General features: G+C 73.7%; 22 protein-coding genes. 13 read left to right on the top strand and 9 right to left on the bottom strand.

From position 1 onward, the window contains the following. The first annotated feature begins 70 nt into the window (after positions 1–70). Positions 71–439, top strand: a complete 369-nt coding sequence (locus P2F65_RS09370) for a hypothetical protein (protein WP_275806193.1) — start codon at positions 71–73, stop codon at positions 437–439. 95 nt (positions 440–534) lie between these two features. Here P2F65_RS09370 and P2F65_RS09365 read toward each other — a convergent pair whose 3' ends face one another. After that, positions 535–705 (bottom strand): hypothetical protein, encoded by a 171-nt coding sequence (locus P2F65_RS09365; RefSeq protein WP_275806192.1) that lies wholly within the window; start codon positions 703–705, stop codon positions 535–537. Between the two features lie 148 nt (positions 706–853). Between P2F65_RS09365 and P2F65_RS09360 the strand changes: the two genes are divergently transcribed. The 5 genes from P2F65_RS09360 to P2F65_RS09340 all read left to right on the top strand — a co-directional run bounded on the left by P2F65_RS09360 (position 854) and on the right by P2F65_RS09340 (position 4,105). Then, positions 854–1,174, top strand: a complete 321-nt coding sequence (locus tag P2F65_RS09360; RefSeq protein WP_275806191.1) for a rhodanese-like domain-containing protein — start codon at positions 854–856, stop codon at positions 1,172–1,174. A 68-nt stretch (positions 1,175–1,242) separates the two neighbouring features. Then, positions 1,243–2,601, top strand: coding sequence for an MBL fold metallo-hydrolase (locus P2F65_RS09355; protein WP_275806190.1), 1,359 nt, complete (start codon positions 1,243–1,245; stop codon positions 2,599–2,601). An 88-nt stretch (positions 2,602–2,689) separates the two neighbouring features. Next, the gene (locus P2F65_RS09350) at positions 2,690–3,268 is read left to right on the top strand and encodes a rhodanese-like domain-containing protein (protein WP_275806189.1); all 579 of its coding nucleotides are present in this window, start codon (positions 2,690–2,692) and stop codon (positions 3,266–3,268) included. A 103-nt stretch (positions 3,269–3,371) separates the two neighbouring features. Then, positions 3,372–3,737, top strand: a complete 366-nt coding sequence (trxA, locus tag P2F65_RS09345) for a thioredoxin (protein WP_275806188.1) — start codon at positions 3,372–3,374, stop codon at positions 3,735–3,737. A 101-nt stretch (positions 3,738–3,838) separates the two neighbouring features. Next, positions 3,839–4,105: a metal-sensitive transcriptional regulator gene (locus tag P2F65_RS09340; protein ID WP_275806187.1), complete on the top strand. Its 267-nt coding sequence runs from the start codon at positions 3,839–3,841 to the stop codon at positions 4,103–4,105. A 75-nt stretch (positions 4,106–4,180) separates the two neighbouring features. Here P2F65_RS09340 and P2F65_RS09335 read toward each other — a convergent pair whose 3' ends face one another. From P2F65_RS09335 to P2F65_RS09315, 5 genes are all read right to left on the bottom strand, one after another. Further along, positions 4,181–5,245, bottom strand: a complete 1,065-nt coding sequence (locus tag P2F65_RS09335) for a lysylphosphatidylglycerol synthase domain-containing protein (RefSeq protein WP_275806186.1) — start codon at positions 5,243–5,245, stop codon at positions 4,181–4,183. Positions 5,246–5,324: 79 nt separating this feature from the next. Further along, positions 5,325–6,497 (bottom strand): lysylphosphatidylglycerol synthase domain-containing protein, encoded by a 1,173-nt coding sequence (locus tag P2F65_RS09330; RefSeq protein ID WP_275806185.1) that lies wholly within the window; start codon positions 6,495–6,497, stop codon positions 5,325–5,327. Between the two features lie 75 nt (positions 6,498–6,572). Beyond that, on the bottom strand, positions 6,573–7,559 hold the full coding sequence (locus P2F65_RS09325; RefSeq protein WP_275806184.1) for a hypothetical protein: 987 nt from the start codon (positions 7,557–7,559) through the stop codon (positions 6,573–6,575). Position 7,560: 1 nt separating this feature from the next. After that, a complete protein-coding gene (locus P2F65_RS09320) occupies positions 7,561–8,430 on the bottom strand; it encodes an SMP-30/gluconolactonase/LRE family protein (protein WP_275806183.1) in 870 nt (289 codons plus the stop codon). Next, positions 8,430–9,476 (bottom strand): GNAT family N-acetyltransferase, encoded by a 1,047-nt coding sequence (locus P2F65_RS09315; RefSeq protein WP_275806182.1) that lies wholly within the window; start codon positions 9,474–9,476, stop codon positions 8,430–8,432. The genes P2F65_RS09320 and P2F65_RS09315 overlap by 1 nt, the downstream gene beginning before the upstream one ends. A 145-nt stretch (positions 9,477–9,621) precedes the next feature. On the opposite strand from P2F65_RS09315, the gene P2F65_RS09310 reads away from it, so the two are divergent. Next, the gene (locus P2F65_RS09310) at positions 9,622–10,095 is read left to right on the top strand and encodes a VOC family protein (protein ID WP_275806181.1); all 474 of its coding nucleotides are present in this window, start codon (positions 9,622–9,624) and stop codon (positions 10,093–10,095) included. Between the two features lie 50 nt (positions 10,096–10,145). Here P2F65_RS09310 and P2F65_RS09305 read toward each other — a convergent pair whose 3' ends face one another. Beyond that, positions 10,146–10,649: a hypothetical protein gene (locus tag P2F65_RS09305; RefSeq protein ID WP_275806180.1), complete on the bottom strand. Its 504-nt coding sequence runs from the start codon at positions 10,647–10,649 to the stop codon at positions 10,146–10,148. A 160-nt stretch (positions 10,650–10,809) separates the two neighbouring features. Here P2F65_RS09305 and P2F65_RS09300 point away from each other — a divergent pair, with 160 nt between their 5' ends. The 4 genes from P2F65_RS09300 (at position 10,810) to P2F65_RS09285 (ending at position 16,364) form a co-directional block, all read left to right on the top strand. Then, complete coding sequence (locus P2F65_RS09300) at positions 10,810–12,201, top strand: sigma 54-interacting transcriptional regulator (RefSeq protein WP_275806179.1); 1,392 nt, start codon at positions 10,810–10,812, stop codon at positions 12,199–12,201. Positions 12,202–12,210: 9 nt separating this feature from the next. After that, positions 12,211–14,271, top strand: a complete 2,061-nt coding sequence (locus tag P2F65_RS09295; protein ID WP_275806178.1) for a hypothetical protein — start codon at positions 12,211–12,213, stop codon at positions 14,269–14,271. 71 nt (positions 14,272–14,342) lie between these two features. Then, the gene (locus P2F65_RS09290) at positions 14,343–15,317 is read left to right on the top strand and encodes an LCP family protein (RefSeq protein WP_275806177.1); all 975 of its coding nucleotides are present in this window, start codon (positions 14,343–14,345) and stop codon (positions 15,315–15,317) included. 141 nt (positions 15,318–15,458) lie between these two features. Beyond that, positions 15,459–16,364 carry a hypothetical protein gene (locus P2F65_RS09285; protein ID WP_275806176.1) on the top strand — a complete coding sequence of 302 codons (906 nt, stop codon included), beginning with the start codon at positions 15,459–15,461 and terminating at the stop codon, positions 16,362–16,364. An 82-nt stretch (positions 16,365–16,446) separates the two neighbouring features. Here P2F65_RS09285 and P2F65_RS09280 read toward each other — a convergent pair whose 3' ends face one another. Together P2F65_RS09280 and P2F65_RS09275 are read right to left on the bottom strand one after the other, a co-directional pair. After that, positions 16,447–16,605 (bottom strand): hypothetical protein, encoded by a 159-nt coding sequence (locus P2F65_RS09280; protein WP_275806175.1) that lies wholly within the window; start codon positions 16,603–16,605, stop codon positions 16,447–16,449. 109 nt (positions 16,606–16,714) lie between these two features. Next, a complete protein-coding gene (locus P2F65_RS09275) occupies positions 16,715–17,224 on the bottom strand; it encodes a 2'-5' RNA ligase family protein (protein WP_275806174.1) in 510 nt (169 codons plus the stop codon). 36 nt (positions 17,225–17,260) lie between these two features. On the opposite strand from P2F65_RS09275, the gene P2F65_RS09270 reads away from it, so the two are divergent. Together P2F65_RS09270 and P2F65_RS09265 are read left to right on the top strand one after the other, a co-directional pair. Then, entirely contained in the window at positions 17,261–17,704 is a 444-nt protein-coding gene (locus P2F65_RS09270; RefSeq protein WP_275806173.1) for a hypothetical protein, read from the top strand. Between the two features lie 147 nt (positions 17,705–17,851). After that, positions 17,852–18,139, top strand: a complete 288-nt coding sequence (locus P2F65_RS09265) for a hypothetical protein (RefSeq protein ID WP_275806172.1) — start codon at positions 17,852–17,854, stop codon at positions 18,137–18,139. The last annotated feature ends 40 nt before the right edge of the window (positions 18,140–18,179 follow it).

The following is an 18,179-nucleotide window of genomic DNA, read 5'->3' as shown; positions in this document are numbered from 1 at the left end:
AGGATGCTGCCGGACGTCTACCGCGTCACACAGCCCCTGGCCCGCAGGGGCCCGGGCGTAGGCTGAAGACATGTTCACGGAGCACCGCTCCGGCCACCACGACGACCTCAAGGCCCGCCGCAGTTCGGCTGCGCAGCGTTGGGCGTCGGCCACAGGAGGAGCCGCCCCGTGCACGGTGGACCGTGCCGGTGGCCAGCGGGACCCGGCCAAGTACCACGAGGGTGAGGTGGCCGCGCTCACCGAGGCGATGCGCATCGTGGCCTCGTCCGGGCCCGTCGACGCCCTGCCCCTCGTGGAGGAGGCACTGGCGGGTTGGACCCACCGTGCCAACAGCCTGTCCGCGTCGCCCACGTCGGCCTGGCGCGCCTACCACGAGGGCGGGCGGGACGCCCTGGAGGCATTCCTCGACGCCGAGCAGCGTGATGCCCAGGCCCGCTGAGCCACACCGGTCCCCACCCGGGGGCACTTGAGACGACGACGGAGCCCCGCACCCTGACAGGGGTGCGGGGGCTCCGTCGCGCGAAGGGGTGGCCGTCAGCGACCGGTCAGGCTCTGCCAGAAGGAGCGGCCGGACGACGCCTTCTGCTCCGGGGCGCACGTGCACTGCTGCTGGCGCGGCACACCGGCCATGACCTGGTCGACGTGCTGGCCGCAGCCGGCCCAGGTGGTCTTGCCGCAGGCGCGGCAGGTGGCGGGACGACACATGGTCTGCTCTCCTCGGGACGGGAACCTCTTGCGCTCACACTAATACCCCCTAGGGTATCTGGCAAGGCCTTCCTTCCGATTTGAAATACCGGAGGGGGTATGCGATGTTCGGAGAGACATCAGCCCCGCGAGCCGGACAAGGAGAGCCATGCAGGAGATCACCCTCGAGCAGTTCGCTGCCGCCCAGCAGGACGCGAAGGCCTTCATCCTCGACGTCCGCGAGGTGATGGAGTACGTCCAGGGCCACGTGCCGGGAGCCGTTCTCATCCCCATGTCGCAGCTGGCCTCCCGCGTCGCCGAGGTTCCGCGCGACCGCCCGGTGCACGTGATCTGCCGCAGCGGCAACCGCAGCGCGTCGATGACCTCGTTCCTCGAGCGAGCCGGCGTCGACGCCTGGAATGTCGCCGGCGGCACCGCCGCCTGGGCCAGCTCGGGCCGGCCGCTCGTGACCGGCCGCGACCCCCGCTGACGCCTCCACCCCTGACTCGCCCCGCACCCGACTCGCCCCAGACGTACAGTTCCAGGAAAGGAACCCTCATGGCCGTGACAATCCTCCCCGTCGAGACGCCCTCGCTGGGCGACCGCAGCTACCTCGTCCATGACGGCGAGGTGGCCTTCGTGGTCGACCCGCAGCGCGACATCGACCGCATGCTCGACCTGGCGAAGAGCTGCGGCGTGCGCATCACCCACGTCTTCGAGACGCACATCCACAACGACTACGTCACCGGTGGCTTCGCCCTCGCGAAGGAGACCGGCGCGGCATACCACGTCAACGCCGACGACAAGGTCTCCTTCGAGCACGACCCGGTGCGCGACGGCGACGTCGTCGAGGTGAGCGACACCCTGAAGGTGCGCGTCATCCACACCCCCGGCCACACCTTCACCCACCTGTCCTACGCGCTGGAGGGCCCGACCCCGGCCGTCTTTTCCGGTGGCTCGCTGCTCTTCGGTTCCACCGGCCGCCCCGACCTGCTGGGGCCGGACCACACCGACGCCCTGGCCCGCCACCAGCACGCCTCCGCCCACAAGCTGGCCGACCAGCTGACGGACGACACCCAGGTCATGCCGACCCACGGGTTCGGCTCGTTCTGCTCGGCCACCCAGTCCGACTCGACCTCGTCGACCATCGGCCAGGAGCGCAGGAGCAACCCCGCCCTGACCAAGGACGAGGAGGCCTACGTCGCCGAGACCCTCGAGGGACTCGACGCCTACCCCGCCTACTACGCGCACATGGGCCCGGCCAACGCACAGGGCCCGTCGGGAGCCGACCTGTCGGCACCCGAGCTCGCCGACAAGGAGGAGCTGCGCAAGCGCCTCGAGGCCGGCGAGTGGCTCGTCGACCTGCGCAAGCGCACCGCCTTCGCCGCCGGCCACGCGCCCGGCACGCTGAACTTCGGCATCGACGGCCAGTTCGCGACCTACCTCGGCTGGCTCATTCCCTGGGGCACGCCGGTGACCCTCCTCGGCGAGAGCGCCGAGCAGGTGGCCGAGGCGCAACGTGAGATGGTGCGGATCGGCATCGACCACCCCGCTGCCGCCGCCACCGGCAAGCCCGAGGAGTGGACCGACGAGCCGCTGAGCAGCTTCGAGCGCGCGACCTTCGCCGACCTCGCCCAGGTGCGCCACCACCGCCCGGTCCAGATCCTCGACGTGCGCCGCGGCCCGGAGTTCGAGGAGTCGCACATCGAGGGAGCGGTCAACGTGCCGATCCACGAGATCCTGAACCGCCTCGACGAGGTCCCCTCCGGTGAGGTCTGGGTGCACTGCGCCGGCGGCTACCGCGCCTCCGTCGTCGCCAGCATCCTCGCGGCCAACGGCCACCGGGTGGTCGCGGTCGACGACTCCTTCGACGAGCACGCCGCCTCCTCCGGCCTGCCCCTGGTCAAGGCCGCCTGACCCAGCCGACCTCCGTCCGCCCCGGGGCGGACCCGACATCCCTGGACAAGCCCCACCGTGCCGCCCCACGGCACAGCGAAAGGACAGCATGACCACTGCAACCACCATGCCCGCACGCCTCGACGTCGCGACCCTGAGGGAATGGCTCGGCCGCAGCGACTCACCTCGCCTGCTCGACGTCCGCACCCCGGCCGAGTTCGGCACGGCGCACATCCCCGGCTCCTACAACGTGCCGCTCGACCTGCTCAAGGAGCACCGCGACGAGCTGCGCCAGCACCTCGAGGAGGACGTGGTCCTCGTATGCCGTTCCGGCAACCGGGCGAGCCAGGCCGAGGCGCTGCTCGCGGCGGCCGGGCTGCCGAACCTGCACGTCCTCGACGGCGGGGTCATGGCATGGGAGACGGCCGGTGCACCGCTGCGCCGTGGCTCGCAGAAGTGGGACCTCGAGCGCCAGGTGCGCCTCGTGGCCGGCATCCTCGTGCTCACCGGCATCGTCGCCAGCATCTTCTTCCCGAAGGCCAAGTGGCTCTCCGGAGCCATCGGTGGAGGCCTCGTCGGCGCCGCGGCGACCAACTCGTGCCTCATGGGCCAGCTGCTGTCCAAGCTGCCCTACAACCAGAACGCCGGCTGCGACCTGCAGTCGGTGCTCCGCGAGCTGCAGGACTGACCCGGCGAGCAACCGGATACCCTGCGGGAATATACCCCGCAGGGTATTCTGTTGACAGGGGTGACGCGCCCCGCAGCGCACCACCGACCGGAAGGACCGACCCATGGCCACGCGTGCCCTCACCAAGGACACCTTCACCAGCACCGTGCAGGGCGACGGCATCGTGCTCGTCGACTTCTGGGCGGCCTGGTGCGGCCCCTGCCGCATGTTCGCCCCCGTCTTCGAGAAGGCCTCCGAGGAGCACGACGACGTCGTGTTCGGGAAGGTCGACACCGAGGCCGAGCCCGAGCTCGCCGGCGCCCTGCAGATCACCTCGATCCCGACGCTCATGGCGTTCCGTGACGGAATCCTCGTCTTCGCCCAGCCCGGCGCCCTGCCGGCCGCCGCACTGGCCGACGTGATCCGCCAGGTGCGCGCCCTCGACATGGACGAGGTCCGCAAGCAGGTCGCTGCCGCCCAGGCCAGCTGACCCCTGATGGTGCAGCGCGGCCCGCCGTCCCCCCTCGCGGCCCCGCTGCACACCACCCGAGCCCGACCAGCCCACCGCAGACCCCGACCCGAGGAGGCCCCATGGACACCGTCAGCACTGCTGAGATGCATGCGGTGGTCAACCGGCTCAAGCGCGCCCAGGGCCAGCTCGGCGGGATCGTGCGGATGATCGAGGAGGGCCGCGACTGCTCCGACGTCGTCACCCAGCTCTCCGCCGTCCACCGGGCCCTCGGACGCGCCGGCTTCGACGTCATCGCGCTCAACATGCGCGAGTGCCTCGCCGATCCGGACCCCGAGCGCCGGCTCGACCTCGACGAACTGCGGCGGCTGTTCATGTCGCTCGCCTGAGCCGCCGCACCAGACCAACCGGAGGTCCGGCCGCCCCGTGCAGCCGGACCTCCGGACCGCACCGCGTGGTGGGTGTCAGGAAGAACGTGCCCCCACCGCGACACCGACGACGGGCACCTCCGCCGGACGACGGGCCTGCCGGCGCAGTGCCCACCACCACACCAGACCCAACCCGCCCACGGGAACCTCCAGGCCGACCGTGATCGCCCGGTAGACGATCACCCCTGCGGTGGCGGTCACCGGCTCGGCCCCGAGCCCCACTAACAGGCCGGTCATGCCCACCTCCACGATGCCGGTGGCCCCGGGGGTGATCACCACCATGGACAGGATGCGTTCGAGGGCGAAGGCGGCGAAGACGACCGAGAGCCCGGGCGGGGTGCCCAGAGAGGCAAGGCACAGCCACAGCAGCGCCGCCTGCAGGAGCGCGTAGGACGCCTTGCCTAGGGTCAGCCTGCCCCAGGCCGCGGCGATGAGGTCGGCACTGTCGCGGCGCAGGTGAACCGCCCACGCGGCATACCCGCCGGGCATCGGGTTGGCACGCCCCACCGCACCCGCCACACGGTCGGCGAGCGCCCCCAGCACCTGCGCGCCCCGGTCGCCGGCACTCAGGCCGCGGACCACGAGCAGGGCCACCACGAGCAGGGCGGCACCGACCGCCGCGGCCTGGCCGAGCGCGCCCCCCGTGTCGACGCCGGCCACGGCCAGCCAGCACAGCGCCACACCCGGCAGCACCAGCTTGGCCAGGGTGTCCCAGATGTTGGTGACCAGGGCCCACCGGGCGAACGTGCTCGGGCTGAAACCCCACGCGCGGCTCATCGTGTAGTTCGCGAGCGTGCCGGCAGCGCCACCGAGCGGCAGCACGTTGGACACCGCACTGCCCGTGAGGTTGAGGAACAGCGCCCGGCGGGAGCTCAGGCCCGGCATCGCGGCCGTCAGCGCCAGGGTGTGCGCCCACAGCCCGGCCAGCCAGACCGCGGCGAGCACCCCCACCTCGGTCATGCTGAGGGCGGTGACCGCCTGCCCGATCTGACTCCAGCCCACCCCGCCTGCACGGGGGACGGCCCAGCGGACGATGACAGCCGCGAGACCGAGGGAGAGGGCGCCCTTCGAGAGGCGGCTCAGGCGGGCGGCGAGGACCATGGCCTCGAGTGTGCGCAACCGGGCCCCGCGCGACATCGGGACTTGTACCTAGATCGACCCCGGCCCCCTGACGGATCCCTCAGGGATGTCTCAGGGCTGCCTCAGGGCTCCGGTCGGCTCGACGCGCGCGCCGACCACGGATCAGCCACCACAACAGCGCAGTGCCCCCGACGGGGATCTCGAGGCCGATGATGAACGCCCGGTAGAGCAGCACGCTCGCCGCCGCCGTGGCCGGCTCGACCCCGAACAGGACGAGCATCCCCGTCACCCCGACCTCCACCACGCCCGTCCCGCCCGGGGTGATCACGGCCAGCGACAGCACGCGCTCGGCGGCGAAGGCGGCGAACACCACGGCAGCCGACGCCTCGCCCCCGAGCCAGGTGACGCACAGCCACAGCAGCAAGGCCTGGCTCACCGCGTAGGCCGTCTTGCCGACCGTCAGGCGACCCCAGGCGCGCGACACCAGGCCTGCGACGTCGCGGCGGAACACCACCGCCAGGTCGGCAAAGCGCTTCGTGCGCAGCCGCCTGACCCGCAGCCAGCGCACCACCACGTCGAGCAGCCGCCCCACGGCCCGGGCGCCGGCGTCCCGGTGCAGCATGAACCACGTGAAGGCCACGAGCAGGCCCATCCCGACGACGCCCGCGATGGCCGCGCTCACCAGCGCCTGTGGCGAGGTGGTGCCTGCGAGCACCAGCCACAGCACCGCCACCACGGGCACGACCAGCTTGCCGAGCGTGTCCCAGATGTTGGTGACCAGGGCCCACCGCAGGAAGGTGGCCGTGCCGAAGCCCCACACCCGGCAGGTCGAGTAGTTCAGGGCCGTCCCGGCCGCGCCGCCCAGCGGGAGGATGTTGGAGACCGCGCTGCCCGTCTGGTTGAGGAACCACGCTCGCGGGCTGCTCAGCCCGGGCATCGCGGCGCACAGGGCGATGGTGTGCACCCAGAGCCCCAGCTGCCACACCACGCCCAGCGCGAGCACCTGCCACGTGCTCAGCTCGCCGAGCACCGCAGCGATGTCGGACCAGTCGGCCCCCGCCACAGCGGGAAGCCCCCACACGAGCAGCGCCACGCCGAGGGCCGCCGAGGCGATGGCCTCGGCCACCCGCCAGGGGTCCCAGCGCGGCGGGCGTGGCGCCCGGCTCTGCAGACGTGCCTGTTCCACCGGCCGCGACCCCGGGGGGATCCCAGACCCGTGCTCCCCCGCGGCGCCCGGCAGCGGCGGCTCGCTCGACCTGAGCGGGGGGGCCATACCTGAAGTGTCCCGCGCGGGCACCCGGCCCGGAGCGGGCCGTTCGGCCCCTTCGTCACCGCCCGCTACGGAGGGTCAGGACGGGGAGTCCGCCTCCGCGGCCCGCAGCGCGCGCTCGGCCGCCGCGAGCGCCACCACGGCGGCCCGGCGGCTCCTGGCCGCAGCCGTGGCCGACTGCTCGGCGTCCCGGTGCTCCTGACGGGCCCGGCGCAGCTGCTCCTCGAGCTCCTCCACCCGCCAACGGACCTCGTCGGCCCGGTCGCGTGCCGAGGCAACGGCGAGGGCGGCCTCCTCGGCAGCCGCGGCCGCCGCCGCATGGGCCTCGGCGGCCCCGGCCACCCGACGCGCCCGCTCCTCCCGCTCGGCCTCCCGCTCGGCCTGCCGATCGCCGGACCGCCGGTGTGCGGCCTCCGGGTGCTCGATGGCCGCCTCGGAGGTGGCCGCGTTGGAGGCGGTCGCCTCGGAAATCGCGGCCTTCGGCGCTCGCTCCCCCTCCACGCCGTCGACCACGGTGAGGACGGCGCCGGAGGAGGTGCGGACCACTGCTTCGGAGAGGTCGACCTCACCGAATCCCGAGTAGCTGAGCGCCCGCGTGAGGTGGCCAGAGACCGCGGCCTCGGTGGCCTCCCCGCTCGCCAGCGCGGCGATGACGGTGCCCCGCACCTCCTCGAGGGCGGCGGGAGCCAACGGGCGGCCGGCGTCTGCGGCCACCTCGGCCGCCGCCTCCGCCCACTCGGCGAGCAGGCCGTCCCTCTCCGAGCGGAGGTCGCGCATCGCCGACGCGTCGAGCCCGGCCTGCGCCGCTCGCAACCGGCCACCGACGTCGTGCAGCCGCCCGACCAGGGACGGCCGTCGGCGCACCACCTGGTTCACGGCCCACGCCGCCACGGTGGGCCGCCTCAGCCGCCCGACCTCCCCGGCGAGCGCGGCGTCGCCACGCGCCTTCGCGTCCTGGACCAGCGCGGTCCTGGTGCCGACGAAGCCGTCGGGCGCCACGGCATACAGCTCGGAGAGGGCGGCCAGGAGTGCTGCGTCGCCCGTCGTGTCGCCGCGCCCCGGCACCTCAGCCCCTGAACGGCAGGATGGGGAGCCCGACCACGCCCGGGGTGCAGGAGAACAGGGCACCCGCCAGCGGCTCGTCCTCGCGGCTCAGCCCCTCGGCCGACGTCGTGATGAACAGCTCGCGCAGCCCCGGACCGCCGAAGGTGCAGGCCGTCACCTGGCTCACCGGCAGCTCGACCACCTCCGCCAGGCGGCCGTCGGCCGTGTAGTGCCGCACGGCCGAGCCGCCGAACAGGGCCACCCACACCCCGCCCGCGGCGTCGACGCAGAGACCGTCGGGGGAGCCGGCGCCCTCGTCCTCGTCGCGCAGCGAGACGAAGCCGCGACGGTTCAGCAGCTCGCCGTGCTCGTAGTCGAACACGCTGACCGTGCGGGTCGGGGTGTCGTTGTAGTAAGCCAGCCGGCCGTCAGGGCTGAAGCCCAGCCCGTTGCTGATGGTCACGTCGCCCCAGACGCGCTGCGCGGCATACGGTTCCGCCGACTCGAGGCGGAACATCGCGCCGGCGCCGGGGGTTTCGGCGTAGGCCATCGTGCCGCACCAGAAGCGGCCGTCGGGGTCGCAGCCGCCGTCGTTGAACCGGATCGCCGGGTCGTCCCACACGTCGGGCAGCGCGCGCAGGTCGGCGAGGTCGTCGCTGTCCGTGACCGCGAACGCCCGCTCGGTGGCGACGACGGCACCTCCACCGGCACGTGGTCGCAGCGCCGCGGCGACGGTGCCGACCCGGGTGCGGCCCACCGAGCCGTCGGCCCGGAGCTGGAGGACGTCGCCGGCCAGCATGTCGACGTAGCGCAGCCCTCCCCAGGCCTCCCACCAGACCGGTCCCTCGCCGTGGTGGGCGACGGGGTCGGTGCGCTGCTCCGCGCGGGGCATCAGGCGTCGTCCTCCACGGTCACGTCGCGGTGCCACGACTCGGTCTCGTACTTCGTCTCCCACCCCATCGACCGGTAGAGCCCGTCGGCCCCGGTCGGGCTGTCGGCGTCGACCTCGAGGCCCACCCGGTTGCGGCCCCGGCGGGCCGCGTCGGCGATGACCGTGTGGAGCAGGGCCTTGGCGACGCCGCGCCCCCGCGACCGGCGGTGCACGCCGATGTAGTCGACGTAGCTGCCCTCGACCCCGGCCTCGTCCGGCGCGAGGACGGAGCTGACGAGCGCACCGCCGGGCACCTGCTCGCCGCCCTCGTCGAGGGTGGCGATCCACCAGTGGTCCCAGCGGTGCCCCGGGTCCTCGCGCAGCCGCTGGACGAACTCGGGAAAGCTCTCCCGGTAGGAGTTGAAGTGGTCCGCGAAGGACTCCTCCAGCATGTGGTGCACCGTCTGCAGGTCGGCGGCGACGGGCAGCCCGTCGTCGTGCTTGGCGACCCGGCGCACCGCCACCCCCTCGCGCGGCCCCGGCAGCGCGCCCGGCTCCCCCTCGGCTGCCGCCACCGGGCGGCTCATCTGCAGCCACGTGCGGGTGTGCCGGTACCCCGCCCTGGTGAGCCAGCCGCGCTGCCGCTCGTCGGCGGCATACGCGCTGGCGTCGAGCTGGGTGCCGGGCAGCGCGCGCTGGCGCGCCACCTCCAGCGCCGTGGCCTCCGCCCACCGGAAGAGGGCGGTGGCCAGCTCCTCGGCCTCCGCCGCCCCGGGTGCCACCGTGAGCTCGACGACGCTGCGCCCGGCGGCGCGGTCGTGCACGCTCACCCAGGCGACGACAGCCCCCGCGGCGTCCTCGACGAGGAGCTGCCGGCGCGTCCACGAGGCGGTGCCGGTCGCCGCGGAGGCAACCGCCTCGGGGTCGACCGAGCTGGAGCCGCGCACCGAGCTCTGGTGCGCCGCAAGGAGGTCGACCAGGGCCGCGTGGTCGGTCAGCGTGGGCGTGCGGGCTGTCGAACCCGCCGGCAGGTCCGGCAGGGTCGGCAGGGAGCTCGTGTCAGTCACGGGTCCAGTCTCGCAGCGTCGCGCCGACCTCGCCGGAGCGATGATTCCGCCGACGCCGAGACGTCTGTCGTGGTGTGGCCCTTCACTGGAAGAAGGCACCCGCCACAACACCCGCCCCACACGCCCGTCGACGAAGGAGCCAGCCATGCCGAAGACCACGCCGTGCCTGTGGTTCGACACCCAGGGGGAGGAGGCCGCCACGTTCTACTGCTCGGTCTTCCCCAACTCGAGGATCACCAACGTCACCCGCTACGGCAAGGCGGGCATGCGTCCGGAGGGAGAGACGATGACGGTCGAGTTCGTGCTCGACGGCCAGCCGTACGTGGCCCTCAACGGTGGGCCCCAGTTCACCTTCAACGAGGCCATCTCGTTCCAGATCCACTGCGCCGACCAGGAGGAGGTCGACCACTACTGGTACTCGCTCTCCAAGGGCGGCGAGGAGGGGCCGTGTGGGTGGCTCAAGGACCAGTTCGGGCTCTCCTGGCAGGTCGTGCCGAACCGCCTCGGGGCCCTCCTGTCCGACCCCGACCCCGACCGGGCGGCTCGGGCGACGGAGGCGATGCTGAGGATGCAGCGGTTCGACATCGCCGAGCTCGAGCGCGCCGCCGACGGCTCCTGACCAGCTCGCTGGGCCGGTCGGGCGTCAGGCTCACGCGTCAGGCTCGCGCGTCAGGCCAGCCCCGCGCGGAAGCCGGCCTCCCCCACGGTGGCCCGCACCGTGCCGCCCGCTGGGAGCGAGACGTCGTCGCACCCGCCGGTCAGGCGCTTGCCGGTGCGGGTCGCCTCCACGCGGCAGAGCAGGTGGGGTCCGGTCGCCTCGAGGGTGAAACGACCCTTGTCGTCGACCTCGGCGAGCACCGCCCCCCACTTCCGCGCGGTCTTCTGGTCGAGGACGAAGCCGGAGTAGGGCAGGTCGCGGGACGTGAAGCCCTTGCGCCCCTTCCGGGCCAGGGTGACCACGTCCTCGATGTGCTCGGCGGGAATGGCGACGATCCAGCCCCCGCCGGCCGGGGAGTCGGGCAGGCCGGTGTCGTCGGTGCTGACGATCGTGCCGGCCACACCGTTCGCCGGGGGCTGGGGAGCCCGGAGGCCGCAGCCGCCGCTCGCGGTCGCGAGCACCGCCAGCACCGCGGCCACCACGCCGACGCGCCGGCCTGCCGTTGCTGCCCGCACCCTTCCCCCTGACCTCGATCGGTGTCAGGCATGGTGGCAGGGCGGGTCGTCCGGTGCCGGGCGTTTGGTGAAGACCTGACCCACCCGCTCGGCGCCGGGCGCGGCCACCTGCTGGACACCGTTGGTGGTGCCGTCGAGACACCGGACGTAGCGTGGGCCAATGAGCGACCGACCCTCGGTGACCACTCTCGGCGCGCTGGTGGCACAGGGCCACCAACGCCGGACGGTGAAGCAGGAGATCCGCGACAACCTGCTGTCCCGGCTGCGGTCCGGCGAGACGGCCTTCCCCGGCATCGTCGGCTTCGACGACACGGTGCTGCCCGAGCTCGAGAGCGCGCTGCTGGCCGGGCACGACCTTGTCATGCTCGGCGAGCGCGGGCAGGGCAAGACCCGGCTGATGCGCACGATCGGCGGCCTGCTCGACGAGTGGAGCCCGGCCGTGCAGGGCTGCGAGGTCAACGACGACCCGCTCGAGCCGGTGTGCGGGCGCTGCCTGCGGCTGCGCGGCGAGCTGGGCGACGACCTGCCCCTCCGGTGGCGTCACCGCAGCGAGCGGTATGCCGAGAAGCTCGCCACCCCGGACACGAGCGTCGGCGACCTCGTCGGTGACGTCGACCCCGTCAAGGTGGCCCAGGGCCGCACGCTAGGCGACCCCGAGACGGTCCACTACGGCCTGGTGCCCCGCTCCAATCGCGGGGTCTTCGGCCTCAACGAGCTACCCGACCTGGCCGAGCGGATCCAGGTGGCCCTGTTCAACGTGCTCGAGGAGCGGGACATCCAGATCCGCGGTTACTCGCTGCGGCTGCCGCTCGACCTGCTGCTCGTCGCCACCGCCAACCCGGAGGACTACACCAACCGCGGTCGCATCATCACGCCGCTGAAGGACCGGTTCGGGGCGGAGATCCGCACCCACTACCCCTTCGAGGTCTCCGACGAGGTGGCGCTGATCTCGCAGGAGGCGGACCTGGTCGCCGAGGTGCCGGAGCACCTCGTCGAGGTGGTGGCCCGCTTCACGCGCGGCCTGCGCGAGTCGGCCGCCGTGGACCACCGGTCCGGTGTCTCGGCGCGCTTCGCGATCGCCGGGGCCGAGAGCGTCGCCGCCTCCTCGATGCGTCGCGCGGCTCGCTCGGGCGAGGCCGACGCGGTCGCGCGGGTCTGCGACGTGCCCACCGCGGTACCGACCCTGCTGGGCAAGGTCGAGTTCGAGATGGGCGAGGAGGGACGCGAGCGCGAGGTGCTCGACCACCTGCTGCGGGTGGCGGTCGCCGAGACCTTCCGCGACCGGCTCGTCGGCCTCGACCTCTCCGGCTTCACCGACCTGTTCGCCGAGGGCGCCGTCGTCGAGACCGGAGAGCTCGTGCCTGCCGCCGAGCTGCTGGGTCAGATCGGCACGGTGCCCGGCCTGTCGAAGGTGCTCGACCGGCTCGGCCACGGCGACGACGCCTCACCCGGGGAGGTCGCTGCGGCCGTCGAGTTCGTGCTCGAGGGCCTGCACCTGACCCGCCGCATCGACAAGGACACGGTCGCCGGGCGCACCGTGTACGGGGCGTAGGGGCACCCGGTGCCCGGCTCGTCCGGCTCCTCCTCGTCCGGTTTCCCCGGCCGCCCGGACCCGGCCCACCACGGCCGCTTCCGCTACGGGCCGTGGCGCGGCGGCCCAGACCCGCTCGCGCCGCCCTACGACGTGCGGGCCGCGCTCGACGAGGTAGGGCGGGAGGTCCTCGCCGGAGGCAGCGCTCGCGAGGCGCTGCAGGACCTGCTTCGCCGAGGGCTGGACGGCCGGGGCGGGCTCGACCAGCTGGCCGACCGGATCCGCCGGATGCGGGAGGCGGCCCGACGCCGTGGTGACCTCGGCGGCACCCTCGACCAGGTGCGGGCGATGCTCGACCAGGCGCTGGCTGCCGAGCGCGACACCCTCGCCGCCGAGCAGACCGACGCGGCCCGCCTCGCCGAGATGGACCTCGCGACGCTGCCCGACGACGTGGCCGGCGCCGTGCGGGCGCTGGCCGACCACGAGTGGCACTCCCCCGAGGCCAAGGAGATCTACGACCAGATCCAGCAGATGCTGCGACGGGAGGTGCTCGACGCACAGTTCACCGGGCTCGAGCAGGCCCTGTCGGGGCAGGACCCGGAGGCGATGCAGGCGGTGAAGGACATGCTCGCCGACCTCAACGCGCTGCTCGCCGCGCACGCCCGGGGCGAGGACACCACCGACCGGTTCCGCGAGTTCATGGACCGCCACGGCGACCTCTTCCCCGAGCAGCCGAAGGACGTCGACGAGCTCATCGACGCCCTGGCCCGCCGGCAGGCCGCCGCAGCCCGGATGATGGCCTCGCTCAGCCCGGAGCAGCGCGCGCAGCTCTCGCAGCTCGTGGCCGACGCGCTGGGCGACCCCGACCTGGCCGCGCAGATGGCGCAGCTGTCGGACAACCTGCGCGCCCTGCGCCCGGGCCTGGACCGTGGGAGTCCGGTGCGCATGCAGGGCGGAGAGCCGCTGGGCTACGGCGACGCGGTGGAGGCGGTGGCCGAGCTCGCCGACCTCGAGGCACTCTCGGACCAGCTTGCCCAAGGGTATGCCGGGGCCAGCCTCGACGACGTCGACGTGGAGCGGCTCGAGCAACGCCTCGGCCCTGCCGCCGCCCGCGACTTCGAGGCGCTGCGCCAGCTCGAGCGCGAGCTGGAGCGGCAGGGCTACCTGTCGCGAGGGGACGACGGCCTGCGGCTCACCCCCCGCGCGGTGCGCCGGCTCGGCGAGACGGCCCTGCGGCGGGTCTTCGACCACCTGTCCGCCACGGGCCGCGGCGACCACGACGACCGCCAGCCGGGCCAGGCCGACGAGCCCACGGGCCTGAGCCGGGCGTGGGAGTTCGGTGACGAGCTGCCACTCGACACGGTGCGCACGGTCTCGAACGCGTTGCGTCGCACCGCTGCCGCCGGCCTGTCCCCTGACGGCGGTATGCCGCGCGGCGCGGGCACCGAGGACTCCGCAACCTCCGCCGTGAGCCTGCTCGTCGAGGACTTCGAAGTCGTCGAGACGGAGCGGCGCACGACGGCCGCGGTCGCACTGTGCGTCGACATGTCGTTCTCGATGCTCCAGGAGGGTCGTTGGGGCCCCATGAAGCAGACCGCGCTGGCGCTGTCGCACCTGGTGCAGACCCGGTTCCGCCACGACGCGCTGCAAATCATCGGCTTCAACATCGCCGCGCGACGGCTCACCCCCGTGCAGCTGGTCGAGGCGGAGCCGGAGTGGGTGCAGGGCACCAACCTCCAGCACGCGCTCATGCTTGCGGGCCGGCACCTGCGCCGGCACCCGGACGCCGAGCCGGTGGTGCTGGTCGTGACCGACGGCGAGCCGACGGCCCACCTCGGCGCGGACGGCGAGCCGCAGTTCAGGTGGCCGCCCACTGCCGAGACGGTGCGGGCGACGGTCGCGCAGGTCGACGAGCTGCGGCGCAGCGGAGCTGCCCTGAACGTCTTCATGCTGGGTGACGACCCGGGGCTGGCGAGGTTCGTCGACGCCGTGGCGCGACGGGCCGGCGGCCGCGTCTTCACCCCGTCGGTGTACCGGTTGGGCGAGTACGTCGTCGCCGACTACCTCCGGGTGCGCCGCGGCCGGCGGTAGCCGGGCGACCTCCGAACGACGCGTCGCCGGTGCGGCACGGGTGACGTGGCCGGTGGGGGACACTGCTCCCCGTGCCCACGTCCGCCGCCCCGTCCCGCCTGCCGCGTCGCCGGCCGGCGCGGGCACGCCGTGCGGCCCGAGCTGTGCTGGTGGCCCTTGCCCTGGTGGTCACGGTGGCTGCCGCGGACGTGGCGCTGATCCTGCACCGCGCCCCGACCGTCGCGGTGACCACGCCCGGTTCGGGAGACGGCACGGCATACCTGCTCCTGGGCTCGGACTCGCGCGGCCGGCTCCCCGAGGCGGACCGCGAGCGGTATGCCGACCGGCACCAGGCGAGCAGTGAGCGGGCCGACCTGGTCATGGTGCTGCGCACGCGCGGCGGAGGTGGGGCGCAGCTGCTGTCGATCCCCCGCGACCTCTACGTGGGTGCCGGCTCGGGCAGGCCGCACCGCCTGGGGCTGGCGCTGGTCGACGGGCCGCAGGCCATGGTGGACAGTCTGTGCCGCGACCTCGGCGTGGGCGTCGACCACGTGGCGATCCTGGACTTCCGGGGCCTGATCGACCTCGTCGACGCCACCGGTGGCGTGACCGTCACCACCTGGGAACCCCTGCGCGACAACAAGTCGGGGCTCCGGCTGCCGCGTGCGGGGACCCAGGTGCTGGACGGCACGCAGGCCCTGGCGTGGGTGCGCTCGCGCCGGCCCGAGGCACTGCGCGACGGCCGCTGGGTGCCGGTGACCGATGCGGACCGCACGCGCACTGCCCACGCGGTCGAGGTCATCGGGCAGGCGGCCGACGGGCTGGCTGACCCGCTCGCGGCCCAGCGGGCGGCGTGGGCGGTGGCACCGCGGGTGCGCCGCGACGCGGACCTCGGCGTGGCCGAGGTGGCGTCCCTCGCCCGTCACCTGCGTGCGGCCCTCGCGGCCAACCGCGTGAGCACGGTCCCGGTGCGCCAGACCACCACGCGGGTGCCGGTGGCCTTCCCGACCTCGGGCACCGAAGCCGCCATCGAGCCCTTCCGCACCGGGTCCTGCCGAGGCCGCTGACGCCGGCGGCGGGTGGCTGGCCCCAGCGGGGATCATCCGTTCGGGCAGTCCTTCGGGCATTCGCGGCACTCGTCACTTTTGGGGCCAACCCGGGCAGTAGGGTCCGCCCCGGAGGGGACCCCACGACCGATAGGTGATCGCATGCTGTCTGCCCGCACCCGCGCCCTGGCGCTGGCCACGCTGCTCGCCACGGGCGGCACGCTGGCCGCCACGGTGGCGCCTGCCCACGCCGCGCCCGGCGCGACCATCGAGGTCGAGACCGACTTCGCCTACATCGACGAGCCGCTCGGCGCCTTCGGCGACTGCCCTACCACGGCGGAGGAGGCCGTGGTCACCCTGACCCAGGACGGCAAGATGGTGGGTGGCGGCGCCTCCGACGTCGACGCCGACGGCGCCTACGACGTGGTGCTCGACCTCACCGGGGCTGCCGCGGGCCCGGCGACCGTGACCGTCGACTGCGTCATCTACAGCCAGCCCGACCCACTCGCGAGCGCCAGCCTCGACATCTTCGTCTCCGACGTCGACTTCGACTTCGACTTCGAGGTGATCGAGGTCGCCCTGTCCGCCCGCACCGTGGCGCTCGGCGGGAACCTGAGGGTGTCGGCCACCTGCCCGAAGGGCTCGGCCAAGGCCGTGGTCATGGCCGGCAACGAGGAAGCCGACGAGCCGTTCTTCACCCGCGAGGTGACCCTCGCCGCGGACGGCCGCGTGTCGGTCGACGTGCCGATCGCCACGTCCGGCTCCTCCACCCCCTCGACGGGTGACGCGGCCGCCCTCGTGCTGTGCGGCAGCAGCGACCTCGAGTTGTCGGTGCTGGAGGACTCCGGCCTGGAGGCGCTCGCGGACGCCGACCAGCTGCCGACGGCGATGGGCTTCGCGGAGTTCACCATCACCCCGGCGGTCGCCCGCTCCGCGGTCCCGGTCGACACCACGACCGCGCGTCGTGAGCTGGCCAACACCGGCTCCGAGAACGGGCCGCTGACCGCGATCGCCCTCGCGCTTGTCGCCGCCGGCGCCGGCGCACTGCGGCTGAGCCGCCGCGCCTAAACCGTCGCGCCTGAGCCGTTGAGGCCCTGACGAGGCCCCCGCTCCGCACCGGCGGATCGGGGGCCTTCGTCGTGCCGTGACCTCAGGCGCTGGCCGGCTGCCTGCCCCCGCCGGCCGGGTGCGGGGCGGGCTCCGCAGCCGCGGCGAGGGCGTCGGCGAGCCTCGAGCGGCCGAGCCACGACGGCACCGCCGCGCGACGCACCTCCTCCGGGCCCTCGAGCTCGACCCGGCCTGTGCGCACCGCACCGGGCCAGGACAGCTCGCCGCGCCAGATGCGGGTCAGGGCCTCGAGTGGGCAGCGGCCGGCGACCTCGACGCCATGAGGCGTCGCCGCGGCCTGGCTCGTGGCCTCAGAGGAGCCAGGCCCGGCGTCGCTCGCTGTCCCAGCGGCGCATCCGCTCGATCCTGCCGGCGAGGCCGTCCACCTGGCCCAGCGTCTCGAGGGCGGTGCCCACCTGGGCAGTGCTGAGGCCTCGGGCAAGGGTGACGTGAGGCGTCCAGTGCCCGGCCGTGAGGTAGTGCGGGACACCGGGACACTCCCGCACCGCGGCGGCGGTCGCCGCGTGGAGGCCGAGGAGGTCGGACTGCGCGACGACCAGCCGGGCGAGGGCGAGCCGTCGGCTGCCGAAGACGACGAGGGCGCCGAGCTCCACCGGCACCGGCAGGTGCTGCACCAACAGGGCGACGCCCTGCTCCACTTCCGCGGGGATGGCGCGGGCGACGGCCAGGGTGATGTGGGGGGCATTCGTGCTGCCGGTGTGGAGCGCCTGGCTGGGCAGCCCGACGTCGGCGAGCCGCTGCCACTCGGCCCTCACGGCCAGGTCGGTGGCCTCGTCGAGGAGCAGCTCGACCGTCTGCACGCGCGCTCCTCTCCGTTGGTCCCTAGCCTGCCCAGCATGACCGGCTCGGACGCGGCCCTCGTCGCCCTCCTGGTGGCGAGCGCCCTGCACCTGGGGTTCCAGCTGACGGTGACCATGGTCGTCTACCCGGCCCTCGCGCAGGTGGACGACGCGGGCTGGAAGCTCGCGCACAGCCGGCACAGCCGGGGCATCACGCCGCTCGTGGTGCTGACCTACGGCGCCCTCGTGCTCTCCGGAGCGTGGGCTCTGCTCACGGTGCCGACCGGGCGCGGCGGCGCCTGGGTGCTCGTGTCGGTCACCGGTGCCCTCGTCTCGGGGCTGACCACCGCGAGCACGGCCGCTCCCCTGCACCGGCGCCTGGCTCACGAACGCGACCAGGCCATGGTGGTCCGCCTGCTGCGCGCCGACCGGCTGCGAGCTCTCGGCGCGGTCGTCTCGTTCGCCGGAGCAGCCCTGGCGGTGATCACGGCAGCGTCTTGACGATCTGGCGCGTCGGGGAACTGACCCGCTCAGCGGCAGGCCGTCAGGCGGACTGCGCGATCTCCCAGATGTGGCCGCCCGGGTCGCGAAAGCTCGCGGTGCGGCTGCCCCGACCTCTTCCTGTCCCGCACGCTCCGGCACGCCACCGTGGTCCGGGGCGAGGAGGGCGTCGACGTGTTCCTCGACGAGGGGCTGGACCTGGCGGCAGGGATTCGCCAACCCATGACGGCTTTCGTCAACACGCACCCCGACCTGCGCCTGGTCGACGAGCGCTTCATGCAGATCCAGCAGGCCGTGGGCACCACGAAGACCCGCCGGGCCGAGACCATCGCGTTTCTCCGCGAGGTCGTCGAGGACCTCAAGGCCAGCGGTTTCGTCTCCGACTCCCTGCGTCGTGCAGGCCAGGCCGACGCCACGGTTGCTCCGCCTGCCTAGGAGATCGTCGACCGGTCGTGGTCAGGAACGAGCCTCGGCA

The organism is Knoellia sp. p5-6-4, from assembly GCF_029222705.1.
Lineage (GTDB): Bacteria > Actinomycetota > Actinomycetes > Actinomycetales > Dermatophilaceae > Pedococcus_A.
This window is presented reverse-complemented; position numbering and strand designations above follow the sequence as displayed.

What these genes read in the sequence shown, in the direction of transcription:
- P2F65_RS09370 (WP_275806193.1), top strand. Translation starts at nt 71, where the DNA reads ATGTTCACGGAGCACCGCTCCGGCCACCACGACGACCTCAAGGCCCGC.
- P2F65_RS09310 (WP_275806181.1), top strand. Translation starts at nt 9,622, where the DNA reads ATGCCGAAGACCACGCCGTGCCTGTGGTTCGACACCCAGGGGGAGGAG.
- P2F65_RS09360 (WP_275806191.1), top strand. Translation starts at nt 854, where the DNA reads ATGCAGGAGATCACCCTCGAGCAGTTCGCTGCCGCCCAGCAGGACGCG.
- P2F65_RS09340 (WP_275806187.1), top strand. Translation starts at nt 3,839, where the DNA reads ATGGACACCGTCAGCACTGCTGAGATGCATGCGGTGGTCAACCGGCTC.
- P2F65_RS09330 (WP_275806185.1), bottom strand. Translation starts at nt 6,497, where the DNA reads ATGGCCCCCCCGCTCAGGTCGAGCGAGCCGCCGCTGCCGGGCGCCGCG.
- P2F65_RS09320 (WP_275806183.1), bottom strand. Translation starts at nt 8,430, where the DNA reads ATGCCCCGCGCGGAGCAGCGCACCGACCCCGTCGCCCACCACGGCGAG.
- P2F65_RS09285 (WP_275806176.1), top strand. Translation starts at nt 15,459, where the DNA reads ATGCTGTCTGCCCGCACCCGCGCCCTGGCGCTGGCCACGCTGCTCGCC.
- P2F65_RS09300 (WP_275806179.1), top strand. Translation starts at nt 10,810, where the DNA reads ATGAGCGACCGACCCTCGGTGACCACTCTCGGCGCGCTGGTGGCACAG.
- trxA (WP_275806188.1), top strand. Translation starts at nt 3,372, where the DNA reads ATGGCCACGCGTGCCCTCACCAAGGACACCTTCACCAGCACCGTGCAG.
- P2F65_RS09355 (WP_275806190.1), top strand. Translation starts at nt 1,243, where the DNA reads ATGGCCGTGACAATCCTCCCCGTCGAGACGCCCTCGCTGGGCGACCGC.
- P2F65_RS09270 (WP_275806173.1), top strand. Translation starts at nt 17,261, where the DNA reads ATGACCGGCTCGGACGCGGCCCTCGTCGCCCTCCTGGTGGCGAGCGCC.
- P2F65_RS09335 (WP_275806186.1), bottom strand. Translation starts at nt 5,245, where the DNA reads ATGGTCCTCGCCGCCCGCCTGAGCCGCCTCTCGAAGGGCGCCCTCTCC.
- P2F65_RS09365 (WP_275806192.1), bottom strand. Translation starts at nt 705, where the DNA reads ATGTGTCGTCCCGCCACCTGCCGCGCCTGCGGCAAGACCACCTGGGCC.
- P2F65_RS09350 (WP_275806189.1), top strand. Translation starts at nt 2,690, where the DNA reads ATGACCACTGCAACCACCATGCCCGCACGCCTCGACGTCGCGACCCTG.